Genomic DNA, 15,601 nt, shown 5'->3' on the forward strand with positions numbered 1-15,601 from the left:
TTAAATGGCGTTTTTTTATATTTGTACTGATACACTTCGAGGATATGTTTTGCGAGTAATGTATGCTGAATAATAACGAAGTGGGTGCGAGTTGATGGCAAAAAGCGTAATTGTTGCTGGTGGCGGTATTGGAGGATTGAGTACGGCCTTAGCGTTAAGACAAAAAGGCTTTGAAGTACATATTTTGGAGCAAAGTGACGCGCTTAATGAAGTCGGCGCAGGGATCCAATTAAGCCCTAATGCTATGCACGTACTGATAAAGTTAGGTGTAAGCGAAGCGCTTGTGGCAAAAGCCTTTTTCCCCCAGTACGCAACTATGCGTCATTTTTTTAGCGGCCACGAGTATTTGCGCATGCCTTTGGGCAAGCGCATTGAACAAAAATATAATGCTCCTTATTTACATATTCATCGAGCAGATCTGCACGCAGTGTTGCACCAAGCTGCGCGTAAACAAGGAGTCACCATTACCCTGGAGGCGCAGGTTAAGTGCTATCAGCATACACAACACGGCTCGGTAACTAAGGTACAAGTTGAACTGCATGATGGACGTCAATTTACCTGTGATATGTTAATTGGCGCAGATGGTATTCGCTCTTCGGTTAAAAAATGCATGCTGCCTAACTCATCACTGCATTTTACCGGTCATGTTGCGTGGCGAGGTACCATAAAATCAAAAAACGTTCCTGCTGATCTTGTTAAACCTGATGCCAATTTATGGATAGGTCCCAGCGCACACTTGGTGAGTTATTACGTACGTGGTGCTGAAGAGATTAATATTATCGCTGTTCAAGAGCGAAAAGAGTGGAATGACGAGCGCTGGAATGTACCAGGAGATGTTACTGAATTGCGAAGAGCGTTTGAAAGATGGCATCCACAGGTGACAGAATTACTAAGCCACCTGGAAACGTGTTTTCTATGGGGATTATTTGGCAGTGACCCTTTAGATAAGTGGGTCGATAATAATGTGGCGCTAGTCGGTGATGCTTGCCACCCTATGTTGCCATTTGTTGCTCAGGGGGCGGCAATGGCGATTGAAGATGCTTTTTGTTTGGCTAAATGGGTATCAACTGATATAGACATACATCAAGGGTTGGCGTTATACCAAGCTGAACGTTTTGGACGAGTCACCAAAGTGCAAAAAATGGCAAAAAGTAACGCTGATCTGTATCATTTGAATGGCCTGAGTGCGAAAATAAAGCTTAAAGCTTTAGACGTTATGAATGCTTTATCCCCAAGTTTGGCGTCGCTACCCATCGCTTTTATTTATGCCCACAATGTAACACTTGATTAATAATGCCATCGATAGAATTGGTTATAGTTATTATGTGGATCAACAGCCTATATTGATTTAGGTACCCTTGACCAATTGAAAGGGGTATAAAAAATACGCGCAAATATTTAAAAAATATTCGCTAACCCTCAATAGAGATAAATCGCGTAACACGCTTTTAACAATAATCACCAAAAAAGACAATTGGTAATGCCAAATGCAAATAATTGGTTGACAATGTGGTGGTTGATTAGTTAGTTTAGCGCAGTAGACTTGGATTGGTAAAACACTTCGGCGGGCTGTGCGGTGCTCCCTGGAGCAACTAGTTGAAAGTTTATTAATTTGCTAATGTAGAAATCCAGTGGAGAAAGTTATGACAATGAAAGGCAAAGTAGCCATAGTGGCAGGCGGCGGACGTGATATTGGCCGCGCTTGTGCGTTAGAATTGGCAGGCCGCGGAGCAGATGTGGTAATTACCTATCTTGCTAGTGAAGCTACCGCACAAAGTGCAGTAGACGAGATTCAAAAACTTGGTGTGCGTGCCGTTGCAGTTAAAGCTGATTTAACTAAGCAAGAAGATGTAGATGCATGTGTACAAACTACGGTTGAGCAGTTTGGCAAAGTTGATTGTTTAGTACACGTAGCCGGTGGCTTAGTGGAACGCATTAAGGTTGCCGATATGAGCTTGGCTCATTTTCATAAAGTAATGGATTTGAACCTAACATCATTATTCATGATGACTCATGCGTGTATCCCACATATGCCAAAAGGTAGCAGCATAGTTACCCTAGCATCGCAGGCTGGTCGCGATGGCGGTGGCGGTGGTGCAGCAATTTACGCTACATCTAAAGGCGCGGTAATGACCTTTGCTCGTGGACTAGCGAAAGAACTTGGTCCTGATATTCGTGTTAATGGCGTTTGCCCTGGCATGATAAGCACAGGCTTCCATGATACCTTTACCCCTGATGCTGTACGTGAAAAAGTTGCTGGTTCAACTGCCTTACAGCGCGAAGGAAGTTCTGAAGAAGTGGCAAAACTAGTGGCGTTCTTAGCCTCTGATGAAGCATCTTATATGACAGGTACTAACGTTGATATCAACGGTGGTATGTTGTTCTCTTAAGTTACTATTAAGGTAACTTAAAAAAAAGCCAACATATGTTGGCTTTTTTATTGTCTGGACATCCTAATATTCGCTAATTTAGCACCGATAGGAATAGGTTACGTGCTTACTTCATTACGTGAGACAATGAATATAACCCTCGAGTCTCAATTGTTTGTCGGCGAACTTCTTCTAAAGCCTGCGCTTCTTTTGCTTCAAACAGGGCATTAATCAAACGATTGAAGTGCTGATGCATAGCTGCACGAGCGCTTTGGCTATCGCGCTTTTTAAGTGCTTGATAAATAGCCGTGTGCTCATTTAAACGTTTCGCGCTACTTTGGCTACAAACACCTTTATAAGCGGTTTTCACTTCGGCATTGGTGTCACGCACTTGCCATAAATTTTCTACTGCCATTAATACGGCATTATTACGTGTGGCGCGAGAAATGATCATATGAAAATCTCGGTCAGCATGTTCAGAATTTTCATCTTTTTCCATGGCGTCCAAAGTGCTTTTCAAATCGAGCAATTCTTCGTCAGTAATAGTGGCAGCAGCTAGTGCAGCGGCTTCACCTTCAATAAGGGCACGGGCTTGAGTTAACTCAAAAGCACTGATTTTATGCAATGGCTGCGGGGCAAGTTTGTTTTCTAATACATACACGCCTGAGCCTGTTTTTACTTCAACTTGTTCGCGTACCTCAAGGGCAATAATCGCTTCGCGAATAGTAGGACGGCTAACATCGAAGGTTTCAGCGAGTTCTCGCTCTGGAGGCAAGCGGCTCCCAGGTTGATATAACCCAGACTCAATAAGCAGTTCTATTTTTTCGACTATATTCCAGAATAATCGACGACTCTTCATTTTTACTTCCTACTTTTAAATGTCATACCTATTACTTGTGGTTATTCTACCACAAGTACAGCTTATGCAAGCTCTTTCGAATCTAGCGCGAAACTATTTAACAAGTATATAGCATAGCGTTAACTTTGGTTATTACCAATATTTAATTCATTGGTAATAACATATTTGTTAAATTGGTTAATATTAGTTTGACATTTAATTCGACTATTGGTTACATTGGCGTGTCTGTACTTGGAAAGCAAAGCGAGAAAATACGTGTTAGTAATGCTGAAACTAAATAAAAATAAGTCGCGCTCTTCATGATCACAGCTTTTAATCGTCAACTTACACAAACCCTCTGTACCACTACACTTATGTGTATGTTGGCGATGCCTTCGGGCTTAATATAATTTTTAAAGGGCGCTTTGTACCCGCACGTGCAAAGCGCACTTATTTAGCTGAACTGCCAATACCGGTAAGGGCTATCAACGATTTTGAACAGGATTGAGCAATTATTATGCGCGCTAATTTTCATTTCCATTCTCTGACACGCCCCGCTCTGTTATCGCTATTGTTTGTTGCGTGTAGCAATGCATTCGCGGCAGATATCCTAGTCAAAGATCCTCAAGCCTACGATAATGCGCTGAAGAAAGTGCAGCCTGGCGACAACATTATTTTAGCTGACGGCACTTGGCAGAATTTTGAGATTCTATTTAAAGCCAATGGTACCGAAGAAGAACCTATAACGCTGCGCGGGCAAACACCAGGCAAAGTCTTTCTTAGCGGACAATCTAACCTTCGTCTTGCGGGTGAACACTTGGTGGTGACAGGTCTAGTATTTAAAGATGGTTTTACGCCTACTGGCGAAGTCATCGCATTTCGTCGAAATAAAGAAGACGTGGCTAATCACAGTCGTATTACTGAAGTCGTTATTGATAACTTCAGTAATCCTGAGAAATTCGAACAAGACAGTTGGGTGATGATGTATGGCCAACATAACCGGTTTGACCACAATCATGTGGTGGGTAAGCGAAACGCTGGTGTAACCATGGCGGTGCGGTTAACGACTGAAGCAAGTCAGCAAAATCACCATCGTATTGATCATAACTACTTTGGTCCGCGACCTATTCTAGGTTCAAATGGCGGTGAAACATTACGGGTTGGCACGAGTCATCATTCGTTAACTGACTCTTTTACCTTGATTGAAAATAATTACTTTGATCGCTGTAATGGCGAAGTAGAGATAATTTCGAATAAATCAGGTAAAAATACTATTCGCAATAACGTATTTTTTGAATCCCGCGGCACGCTAACTCTACGTCACGGAAACGGCAATATTGTCGAAAATAATGTGTTTTTTGGCAATGGTGTGGATCACACTGGTGGTATACGCATAATCAACCGTGACCAAATTATTCGCAATAACTATCTTGAAGGGTTAACTGGATACCGATTTGGCAGTGGTTTAACCATCATGAACGGTGTGCCTAATTCGAAGATCAATCGTTATCACCAAGTGGATAATGCGTTGATTGAAAATAATACCTTAGTGAACGTAGAGCATATTCAGTTTGCAGCGGGTAGCGATAAAGAACGCACTGCCACGCCTATAAACTCTGTGGTTAAAGACAATATTATTGTTAATGATAAAGGTACCGACGGAATCGATATTTTTGATGATATTAGCGGTATAAAGTTTGAAAATAACTTATTGAATAAAGATGCTAAAGCCAGTATCGATAAGGGCTTTAATCAACAGGAGATCACCTTAAAGCGCGCCGCTAATGGGCTACTTTATCCCAGCGATAAAGCGCAGCAGAAATTCGGTGCAAGCCAAGACTTAAATCCTATTAGCAAAAATGAAGTAGGGGTAAGCTGGTACGCAAAAACAGAGCCAGATATAGCCTTTGATTCAGGAAAAATAATTTCTGTTGCGCCTGGTGATAACACTTTATTTGATGCAATAGCCCAAGCAACTACTGGAGATGTACTTGAACTTCAAGCCGGTAAGTATCGTGAAGCTAAGATCCTAAGCTTAAATAAAACCTTAACTATTCGCGCCAAAACGAAGGGCGAAGCGGTTATTTATCCTCTACGTTCCACGTTATTCGAGATCAACAATTTTGGTAACCTGACGTTAGATGGGGTGCATATTGATGCTTCGAGCGCACCTGACGCAGCAGGCAATACCCTTATTCGTACTACCCGTTTACCGATGCAGCAAAATTATCGTTTAGTCATTGAAAACAGTGCATTTGTACACCTCGACATTAACCATTCGTATCACTTTTTTGACGCCGGTAATCGTAGTTTTGCCGACTATATTCGCGTGACCAATAGTCAGTTTAGTCATATTACAGGTGATCTATTTCGCTTAAACAAAGAAATTGATGATTTGGGCATATATAACGTCGAGTATCTGACGATATCAGATTCAATGGTAGAACATGTTGAAGGGGCTATTGCTAAGGTTTACCGAGGCGGAACGGACGAAAGTACCTTTGGCCCTCATGTCGTGCTAAGCAACAATCAATTCAGTGATATTGGCAAGGGTAAGCGCAATAAGTCAGATGCAGCTTTGACGCTATTAGGTGTGCAAGTTACCACTATTTCAAACAATGAGTTTGTGCAAAGCGCACCGATAATTATTGATCATACGGTAGGTGAGCCAGTGACAGTGGTTAAGGGCAACACGTTTACCGATACTTCAGCGCCAGTCATTACTGAACGTTATGCTAAAGGCCCAGTAACCGCCACTGTTGCAGATAATAAAATGATCACAATCGGTAATGGTTCTTAAAGTCCGTTATCGTTGTATGCTTCAACTGAGCATGGTTGTTGTTTAAAAGTTCTAAGAGTTTAAAGCTTAGTATTGTTAAAAAGCGGGTAGTTTATTTTTTGGTCTAACAATTACGTTAACCCAACAAGAGTATAAAAATATGAAAATGAAGAATTTGCGTTGGTGGGTGGTCACTCTAGTTGCCCTTGCGACTGTGATTAACTATATAGATCGCTCAGCTTTGAGCGTGCTATGGCCCGATATTGTTGAAGACCTTTTTCCAAATGAGTCGGACTTAGAACGTAAACAGATTTATGCCAATATATCGATTGTTTTCATTTTATCTTATGCCTTTGGACAAGCTATCTTTGGCAAAATATTTGACTGGGTTGGTACACGCTTAGGCTTTGTTCTTTCTATTGGTGTTTGGTCACTCGCGACTGCGGCACACGCATTTGCTCAAGGTGTACTTAGCTTTAGTATTTTTCGTGCTGTATTGGGCATGGCTGAAGCCGGTAACTGGCCTGGCGCTGCTAAAAGCAACGCGGATTGGTTCCCAAGCAAAGAGCGTGCTTTGGCCCAAGGCATCTTCAACTCTGGCGCAGCCATCGGTGGTATTATTGCTATTCCCTTAATCGCCTATTTAACCGTGTTTTTCAACTGGCAAATGGTCTTTGTGGTAATAGGTTTGATGGGATTGTTGTGGCTTATTCCGTGGATTATTTTGGTTAAGGCTCCTCCTAAAACACACCCGTGGATTACTGATGAAGAAAAAGAGTATATTTTAACCGGGCAAAGAACGTTAGATGTAGAAACGGGAAATGATGAAGATGAATACAATCCTTCTACGAAGGAGCTGCTGTCTCGCAAGCAAAGCTGGGGAGTGATTATAGCCTCTGCAGCCATTGATCCTATTTGGTGGTTGTTCGTTTTCTGGATCCCTATTTACCTGAACGAAGTTTACGCAATGGACGTTAAAGCGATCGGTATTTACGGTTGGGTACCCTATGTTGGTGCAATGTTTGGCGCTTGGTTTGGTGGTTTGCTTGCGCAAAACCGTATTAAAGCGGGTTGGAATGTTGATAAAACGCGTAAATTAACCATTACCCTTGGGTGTTTGATTATGCTGCCGGCTTTATTAGCCATGGCGAACCCAGGTGGTCCTACTGCTGCAGTGATGATAATGGCGGTTATTTTATTTGGCTTTCAAACTGCAATCGGAAATGTGCAAACGTTACCCAGTGACTTATTCGGTAAAAAAGCCGTTGGCACACTTGCTGGCTTTTCAGGCATGGCGGCTAAGTTTGGCGCGTTAGGCTTAACAGCGTTGGTACCATTTTTAACAGCTGACGGAAACTATACGCCGGCTTTTGTTATCGGTGCATCTTTAGCGGTCATTGCCATGTTGGCTGTGTGGGTTCTCATCCCAAAAGTAGAACCGTTAAAAAGCCTTAAGTAGGGTTGTTATCAAGACAACGTTAATGGAAGCCCGTAGGGCTTTATAATTGAATTATATCCAGGGTGTATCATGCGAAAAGTAGTATTGATTGGCGAATGTATGTTGGAGTTGCGTGAAGGCAACGATGGGGTAATGCATCAGTCTTTTGCGGGAGATGCATACAACACCGCGGTCTATCAGAAACGGGCATTTCCTGAACAGGATGTGTACTTTATGAGCGCTATTGGACAGGATGTTGTCAGCGAGAAACTACGTCAACATTGTGAGCAGGCGTCATTAAATAACCAGTATTTATCTCAGAAAAGTAAACAAAACCCCGGCGTTTATTTGGTGCAAACGGACGAGCATGGCGAGCGTTCATTTTTGTATTGGCGCGAAAATTCAGCTGCACGAGAATTGATGCGCTACGTAGACGAAGATACAGTCGAGTCGTTGTATAACAGCGATCTGGTATTCTTTTCAGGTATATCTTTGGCCGTTATTCACCCTAAGGAACGTCCTGCTTTTTGGGCGATGCTTAAACGTTTGAAGGAGCAGGGCGTCACGCTTGCTTTTGATCCAAACTATCGCCCAAGATTATGGCGTTCGCCAAAAGAAGCACAAGAGCAATTCCATCTTGCTTACGAACTAACAGATATTCTGTTACCGGGTATTGATGATTTCTCTCAGCTTTATGGGTTGACTGAACTTAGTGACATTTTAGAATTTTGTCAGCCTTATGGCATTCACGAATTAGTCATTAAGAATGGTTCTAATAGCGTGTATTGCCAACTAGGCAGCAATCTTATTCATCTTCCTATTGCGCCTGTGGATCATGTGGTCGACACAACTTCAGCAGGTGACTCTTTTAATGGGGTATACCTTGGCGCTAGGTTAGCCGGTAAAGAGATTGAACACGCGGTGAGTCTAGCTTCAAAGGCGGCCGCCATTGTTATTCAATATCCGGGAGCGATCACGCCCAAGGATGATTTCGTCCGACTTCTCACTCAATAGTATAGACCTATATCACTCAAACTAATACGTTGTAACTTTTTTATAACGTATTTTACATATTCTATATAACTAATTTGAATTACTAAATTGCACTCTAGCAGTGCATAGTTTGTGCACTGTTGTAAGTCAAATTGTAACAAAACTTGGAGGGCCTATGCCTACTATTGCATTTCCAGCTGAAGTGAAAGCTGGCGAAAAGCGCTGTGCGCTTTTGCCCGTTAACGTAAAGGCATATAAATTATTGGGCGCAGATGTGCTTATCGAATCAGGATTGGGTCAGCATATCCATGTAACAGATGCAGAATACGTAGAGGCGGGGGCAACCGTCGAAGCGAACCGCAACGCGTTACTGCAAAAGGGCGACATTATACTAGGTTTACATAAGCTTAGCGTTGAGGATGTGGCTAATGTCAAACCAGACGCATTGGTTGTGAGCTATCTTGATCCCTTCAATGAACCTAGTTTCGTGGATACGTTATGCAGTAAAGGTGTAACCAGTATCAGTATGGAAATGATCCCACGTATTAGCCGTTGCCAGAAAATGGATGCGCTTAGTTCACAAGCAAGTTTGGCGGGTTATGTGATGGTGATGCAAGCTGTTAATACCCTCCCTAATGTACTGCCCATGATGATGACACCAGCAGGTACATTAAAGCCCGCTAAAGTATTTATTATCGGAGCAGGTGTGGCGGGATTACAAGCTATCGCGACGGCTAAACGCTTAGGGGCGAGTGTAACTGCATTCGATACGCGAACTGTGGTAGCAGAGCAAGTGCGCTCTTTAGGGGCTAAGTTTTTAGATATAGATTTAGGCAAAACGGGTGAAACCGGCCAGGGCTACGCTCAGGCGCTGACACCTGAGCAAATGCAAATTCAGCAGCGAGAGCAAGCAAAGTGTATCGCTGATTCAGATATCGTAATTACTACCGCACAATTGTTTGGCCGCAAGCCTCCCGTATTGATTAACCAAGAGACTATTGCGTCGATGCGTCCAGGTAGCGTTATCGTCGATATGGCTGCAGAAACCGGTGGCAATGTACAAGGGAGTATATCAGGAGAAACGGTAAGCATTCACGGCGTGAATGTAATCGGTACGGGAGCATGGGCAAATGGCGTAGCAAAACATGCGACCCAAATGTACGCAAGTAACCTGTATAACTTAATAAGCGAGTTTTGGTCGAAAGATGATAATCGTTTTGCCCTAGATATAAACGATGAGGTGCAGTCTGGCTGCATTATTACCTATCAAGGTAAAGTGGTGAATGCCATGATCAGTGATTTCTATGCAGCACAGAAGAAAACAACACAAGACGGAGTAGCGTGATGGAAGCCATATATTTGCTCTTTATTTTATTGTTGTCGATTTTCATCGGCTTCGAATTAATTCAAAAAGTCCCCGCGACATTACATACACCGTTAATGTCGGGCGCTAACGCTATTTCGGGTATTACGGTAGTAGGTGCTTTAGCTCTAGCTGGTGATGAAACATTGGGTGAATACGCCATGTATTTAGGGGCTTTTGCCGTTTTTTTGGCGACAATCAACGTAGTTGGTGGATATTTGGTCACCGATAGAATGTTAGCCATGTTCAAGAAAAAGCAGTAGGCGGGAATAAATATGACATCAAATATAGATTTAGTGATTAATTTCACCTACGTAATTTCTGCCGCGTTATTCATTTTTGGCTTGAAGCTTCTTGGTCATCCATCTAGTGCGCGCAAAGGTAACCTTATCTCTGGCATCGCTATGCTGTTAGCCATAGTTGTGACTTTACTCGACAACAGTATCGTGAATTTTCAATGGATTGCTATCGCGATGCTAGCAGGCGCTGTGGTGGGCTTTTTTGCGGCACGTTTAATCGCTATGACCGATATGCCAGAAATGGTGTCTTTGTTGAATGGCGTAGGTGGTTTGGCAAGTGTATTCGTTGCTTGGGCGACGATTCAAAGTGGTGCTGGTATATCGGCGTTTATACTGGTGGTGACGTTTTTAGCGTTGCTTATCGGTGGTGTAACCTTTTCAGGCAGTATTGTGGCTTGGGCTAAATTAAGTGAGCGTATTACAGGACGCGCAGTGACCTTTAGCGGACAAGCTGTTGTGAATGGCATCATCGTGTTGGCCATTGTTGCTACGGGGTACGCATTTGTCGCTCAGCCTGATTTTGCGTTGTCATCAACTGAAGTGCTGTACGTTGCTCTAGGTTTGTCTTTACTGTTTGGCATCATGTTAGTGCTACCGATTGGTGGCGCGGATATGCCTGTGGTTATATCGTTACTTAACAGTTACTCGGGTTTAGCTGCCTGTGCTGCTGGTTTCGCCTTACATAATAATATTTTGATTGTCGCTGGTTCGTTAGTTGGCGCAAGCGGTATTATTCTGACCAACATCATGTGTAAAGCCATGAACCGCTCATTAAGCAATGTGTTGTTCTCAGGCTTTATGGCGGTACATAAAACAGACATGGTGATTGAAGGTGAAGTTAAGCCGTTATCAGCTGATGATGCTTATTATGTGCTAGAAGCTGCCCAATCTGTTGTGGTGATTCCAGGTTACGGTATGGCGGTAGCGCAAGCCCAACATGTAATGAAAGAATTGCAGCTTCAGCTTGAAGAAAATGGCTGTGAAGTTGCGTACGCCATTCACCCAGTAGCGGGTCGTATGCCAGGGCATATGAATGTGCTACTTGCAGAAGCTGACGTATCTTATGAGCAGTTGTTCGAAATGGACGAAATCAATAAGCGTATTGAAAATTTCGATGTGGCTATGGTGATCGGTGCAAATGACGTCGTCAACCCAGCGGCACGTGAAATGAAAGGCAGCCCTATTTATGGTATGCCAGTTATCAATGCAGATTTAGCTAAAAATGTATTTGTACTTAAACGTGGTATGGCATCAGGCTTTGCTGGTATTGATAACCCGTTGTTCTTCAAACCTAATACCCGCATGATATTTGGTGATGCTAAAGAAACACTGGGTCATATTGTTAGACAATTTAACGATTAACTGTATCTTCAGCAAATAGTTTTACGTTTGATATATTTTAAAAAGCCCTCAATGCGCCAACAAGCGATGAGGGCTTTTTTTTGTCTGCATGATATTACTCAGTCTGTTTATCAGCGTACAAAATCTGCGAGCTTTACGCGGTATGGCGTACAACCTTCGTAAGTTTCTTCGTATTTCCATTGCTCGATTATTTTCTGCTTATTGGTGATCACTGTTAATGCACATTCTACGTTGACTTGTGTTGGTTGCATCATAGTCTTGGCGATAAGCGGGTCTTGGCCTTCTAAACCTGTCGTATATTCTGTTTCGGTAACCAAACCAACGTGATTGCGTTCGATTAGGTAGGTATGAACAATTTTATTATTGACCAACTCAATATTATTGGGGAAGCCAATAACGTTGAACAATCGATTCACAGGTTTTCCTTTAAACGGGGTTAAACCGTCATCTAGTGGCATTAACGTGGCGCAACCAAATAGCGCTAAAGGGGCAAGCAGTAACAAAAAATAGTGTTTCATAACGTGAATTTTATTCTATAGGAAAGTAGCTGTTTGGAAGACAGATTTTGCCTGTTCAAGTTCAATAAATGCAAGCATTCTGGCGTAATAAAGTTCGGTATTACCCTACCCACGTGCTACGAGACAATTATTCAAGCAATGAAAGGCACGTCATTGTGTGGTAATAATAACTCAACAGCAGAAAGTGAAGCTTTATTTAAGATCATGACACAAGCAAAAGAAACTAAGGCCGTCCATTCCCATTCTGAGCATAACCATTCCCATCATGGCCACCATCATCATATTGACCCATCATCATCTCGCATCGGCTGGGCTTTTTTTCTCAATGTCACGTTTACCATTATTGAATTTATTGGAGGTTGGCTAACCAACAGTACGGCTATCATGGCGGATGCCGTGCATGATTTAGGCGATAGCTTATCCATTGGTACCGCGTGGTTTTTGAATCGCGCTGGAAATAAAAAAGCCACAGATCGTTTTACCTATGGTTTTAAACGCCTATCACTTTTGGCTGCAATGCTAAATGGCATCGTGTTGGTATGTGGGTCGATTTGGGTACTAATAGAAAGTGTTCCTCGTTTGTTTGCTCCTGAGATGCCCCACACTGAAGGTATGTTTTTGCTAGCGTTGCTAGGGGTGTCAGTGAATGGTTTTGCTGCTTATAAGCTCAGTGCAGGGAATACGTTAAACGAGCGGGTACTTAACTGGCACTTAATTGAAGATGTATTGGGTTGGGTTGCTGTGCTTATTGTGTCAGTGGTACTTATGTTTGTTAACTTACCTATACTTGATCCGCTCCTCTCGATAGCATTCACGTTGTTCATCTTATACAACGTGGTACGCAATATTCAGATGACACTTGGGTTATTTCTACAAGGTGTACCGGATGAGCAAGTGCAGGATCAAATTAAACACAAGCTGCAACACATTGCACATGTTGAAGATATACATCACTTACACTTTTGGTCATTGGATGGTGAGCAACATGTACTGACCGCACATTTGGTTTTAAATGAAATGCTGATGCCTGAGCAATTAGTGGCGATAAAATGTGAAGTGGCTGATTGCTTAGACGAGTATAAGTTATCGCACACAACAATAGAGTTTGAATTTCCACAGGAAGCCTGCAGGGACGCTTGAGTTTAGCTTAGTGCGCAGGGCTAAATAGTTGACTAAATAAGGTATGTGAGAAGCGCTCATCGGTTCATTTTGAAATAAGTGACTGCCGCGTTGCGACAATCACTTATATTTTCAAGTCGCTAATTAACCACCGGTATAGTGGTATGCGCCCGTCCAGTTATATGACTTGCCGTCAATTTTTAACGTATGCTTTTTACTCATAGACGCACCATCATTGGCTACAATAAATAAGCTGGTTTGCCCTTTTACATCCTTAATTGAAACGGCAGTATATTTATCATCATCCTGCACCACTGTGAGCTGAGCAATGCTACTGTCTGAATTCACCGATAACTCAGAAACGGAACTATAACTACCATGGGGTTCAATGACAGACGCAAACGTGGTGTTGCCACTATCTTTTCTGCGGAGCATCAATGCTGCATCTCTGCGTAAGTTAAACTCTGGATCGTTGGCGCCTAATCGGGTGAGCAATAACTCGTCTGATTTCTCTGTTGCTGACGTTAACGTGTAGTACTTGCCTTCGCCCAACCATGAAAACTGTGTGGTGTTGCCAGACGGTTTGCCTTTGCCTTCTAGATATAAATGTTGATACCCATTGTCTTTACCCAGTGGTGTTAAAGATGTCGGAGTGTCATATTCAAAGTTATCACTAAGCACTTGGCCCATAAAATAGAAGGGGAAATCATATTGGTTTTTGCTATTGGAATTAACCTTCATAATATCCAATAAGAAAGGTTTTTCGAAACCTTCAGTTTTAATGATGGCCATGGTGCGGTGCATCTGTGTACCGGGATAAGCGTTACTTTCTATTGCGCTAACGACCTGCACGTCATCTTTAGTTGCATCGTAAAAATACAAATCTGAGTGATGTTCACTGGCTATTTCATATTTACCACCAAAGTGCATCTCTTCATTGATAGATAAGGTGTTGTGAGCAATAGTGGTTTTAGCCCAAGTTTTATTTTCTGGAAGATAATTACCACCGCCTTTTTGACCAATATTAACAAAGCGTGCTAAGCCATAATCTTGAACGACTTCATCGCCCTGTTCATATAAAGAAAAAGATAATTTGTCGTAGTGACCATGGCTTAACCCTTGTGCCGCATACTTAAACACCAACGTTAAGTCTTCGTTACCATATCGAAGTACCGCGACACCACCTTGATCGCCATCTTGGCCATCGGTCAGGTTGATTGATTTCTTAACAAATGGCTTAGCTTTACCGTCACGAATGCCAATAGCAACTGCCAAGCCTGATTGATCTAACAATACTTCATTTTGCTTTTCAGCAATGCTCAGTAATTGTGGATTTTGCTCCCCATACTGATAAGCAATATCTACCGCCGTTACCAAGGCTGGCGTGTAATATGACATCCCTTTTTGACCATCATTTAACGGAAAAAATTCGCCATCGGCATCAGTCAAATTGAGTAACGCATCTACCCCTTTCAGCAGCACATTATCCTTATGCGAAAATACCTTCATATCCGGTTTGACGTTGTTCATGGCTAAGCCGAATATTAAGAACGGATACATAGCGTAACGCTGATAATATGGACCTTCAGTGTAATAACCATCTGGCGAAAAGGGGTCTTCTAAATTGGCTAAAAATCCAGCTTTTTGACCAGCTACTTTTATAAAGCCGCCATCGTTGTCACGGCCACCAATTTCCAAACCATCGTCTTCTATCCCGTACAACGCGCGATCTAGCAACTCTTTGTCGTCCATTACCAATGCAATCATACCCACCGCAGCATTACCCCATGTGCTGTGGTTATGCACACGATTATAAAATTGTGGATTCTCGATAGAGATGAAATCTGCAAAGGGACGAAACAGGTTATTTTCAAGCTTTTCTCGCTCTTGCACTGAGAGCGTATCGTAGATAGCATCATAAGCTTGGCTCATGTAAACCAGCCAGTTGCTGTCATTCAGACACTGCCAGAATAGTTTACCGCGAGCATAAGAGCGCTCTTGTGGGTGCACCGGCAAGTCTTGGTACATAGCTTCATATTGAAACAACATGTCTTTAATATACTTAGCGTATTTGTCGTCTTGTAATATTTGATAAAGCGCACCGGCTTTTTGTGCCGTCAGAAAGTTTAGTTTGTGTCTTTGGTGGGTGTAACCACCTGAAAAATCTTTGGGGATGGGGGTATCAATGCCAAGCGCAATTTCAGCATCGACTTCTTTTTTTACGCTTTGTACTGATGCATCAAATAAAGGCACGCTGCCCAAGTTACTTCTAACCTTTTGTACTCCAGCTTTTGTCATAATCAGGTTTGGATGTTCCTGAGCGTTTACTGCCAAAGGTATGTTCAATGTCGCTGCCACCAGTAAAAGAGCAGTGATTTTCATTTTTCTCATCGCTATTAGCTCCGATTTATCATGTTTACAAGAGGTTGTTTTTAGGTCCTAAAGGGGATAGAAGAGTACCTATTGGTCGATACCACCCATAGGCAGCCAAAAATAGGTGAAACCCAGCTAGCTTTATTCCCT

12 protein-coding genes are annotated in these 15,601 nt (G+C 42.5%); 9 read left to right on the forward strand and 3 right to left on the reverse strand.

Annotated elements, in window-relative coordinates:
* Positions 1–94 precede the first annotated feature (94 nt).
* Both GQS54_RS01740 and GQS54_RS01745 read left to right on the forward strand, forming a co-directional pair.
* A complete protein-coding gene (locus GQS54_RS01740) occupies positions 95–1,291 on the forward strand; it encodes an FAD-dependent monooxygenase (protein ID WP_166422273.1) in 1,197 nt (398 codons plus the stop codon).
* Between the two features lie 352 nt (positions 1,292–1,643).
* The gene (locus tag GQS54_RS01745) at positions 1,644–2,390 is read left to right on the forward strand and encodes a glucose 1-dehydrogenase (protein WP_158768708.1); all 747 of its coding nucleotides are present in this window, start codon (positions 1,644–1,646) and stop codon (positions 2,388–2,390) included.
* A gap of 106 nt (positions 2,391–2,496) precedes the next feature.
* Here the strand turns inward: GQS54_RS01745 and GQS54_RS01750 are convergent, their stop codons facing one another.
* Positions 2,497–3,228, reverse strand: coding sequence for a FadR/GntR family transcriptional regulator (locus tag GQS54_RS01750; RefSeq protein ID WP_166422274.1), 732 nt, complete (start codon positions 3,226–3,228; stop codon positions 2,497–2,499).
* 496 nt (positions 3,229–3,724) lie between these two features.
* On the opposite strand from GQS54_RS01750, the gene GQS54_RS01755 reads away from it, so the two are divergent.
* The 6 genes from GQS54_RS01755 to GQS54_RS01780 all read left to right on the forward strand — a co-directional run bounded on the left by GQS54_RS01755 (position 3,725) and on the right by GQS54_RS01780 (position 11,441).
* Positions 3,725–6,007, forward strand: coding sequence for a polysaccharide lyase 6 family protein (locus GQS54_RS01755; protein ID WP_166422275.1), 2,283 nt, complete (start codon positions 3,725–3,727; stop codon positions 6,005–6,007).
* A 139-nt stretch (positions 6,008–6,146) separates the two neighbouring features.
* On the forward strand, positions 6,147–7,445 hold the full coding sequence (locus tag GQS54_RS01760) for an MFS transporter (protein ID WP_166422276.1): 1,299 nt from the start codon (positions 6,147–6,149) through the stop codon (positions 7,443–7,445).
* 69 nt (positions 7,446–7,514) lie between these two features.
* Positions 7,515–8,438 (forward strand): sugar kinase, encoded by a 924-nt coding sequence (locus GQS54_RS01765; protein WP_166422277.1) that lies wholly within the window; start codon positions 7,515–7,517, stop codon positions 8,436–8,438.
* A gap of 154 nt (positions 8,439–8,592) precedes the next feature.
* Positions 8,593–9,762: an NAD(P) transhydrogenase subunit alpha gene (locus GQS54_RS01770; protein WP_166422278.1), complete on the forward strand. Its 1,170-nt coding sequence runs from the start codon at positions 8,593–8,595 to the stop codon at positions 9,760–9,762.
* The gene (locus GQS54_RS01775; RefSeq protein WP_158768714.1) at positions 9,762–10,043 is read left to right on the forward strand and encodes an NAD(P) transhydrogenase subunit alpha; all 282 of its coding nucleotides are present in this window, start codon (positions 9,762–9,764) and stop codon (positions 10,041–10,043) included. The genes GQS54_RS01770 and GQS54_RS01775 overlap by 1 nt, the downstream gene beginning before the upstream one ends.
* Before the next feature lie 12 nt (positions 10,044–10,055).
* On the forward strand, positions 10,056–11,441 hold the full coding sequence (locus GQS54_RS01780; protein WP_166422279.1) for an NAD(P)(+) transhydrogenase (Re/Si-specific) subunit beta: 1,386 nt from the start codon (positions 10,056–10,058) through the stop codon (positions 11,439–11,441).
* 110 nt (positions 11,442–11,551) lie between these two features.
* Here the strand turns inward: GQS54_RS01780 and GQS54_RS01785 are convergent, their stop codons facing one another.
* A complete protein-coding gene (locus GQS54_RS01785; RefSeq protein ID WP_166422280.1) occupies positions 11,552–11,959 on the reverse strand; it encodes a hypothetical protein in 408 nt (135 codons plus the stop codon).
* Positions 11,960–12,163: 204 nt separating this feature from the next.
* Between GQS54_RS01785 and GQS54_RS01790 the strand changes: the two genes are divergently transcribed.
* Positions 12,164–13,099 (forward strand): cation diffusion facilitator family transporter, encoded by a 936-nt coding sequence (locus GQS54_RS01790; protein WP_205967593.1) that lies wholly within the window; start codon positions 12,164–12,166, stop codon positions 13,097–13,099.
* Positions 13,100–13,222: 123 nt separating this feature from the next.
* On the opposite strand, the gene GQS54_RS01795 is transcribed toward GQS54_RS01790, so the two are convergent.
* On the reverse strand, positions 13,223–15,469 hold the full coding sequence (locus GQS54_RS01795) for an alginate lyase family protein (RefSeq protein WP_166422281.1): 2,247 nt from the start codon (positions 15,467–15,469) through the stop codon (positions 13,223–13,225).
* Positions 15,470–15,601: the final 132 nt, after the last annotated feature.

Source organism: Paraglaciecola sp. 20A4, assembly GCF_011378905.1.
Taxonomy (GTDB): domain Bacteria; phylum Pseudomonadota; class Gammaproteobacteria; order Enterobacterales; family Alteromonadaceae; genus Paraglaciecola.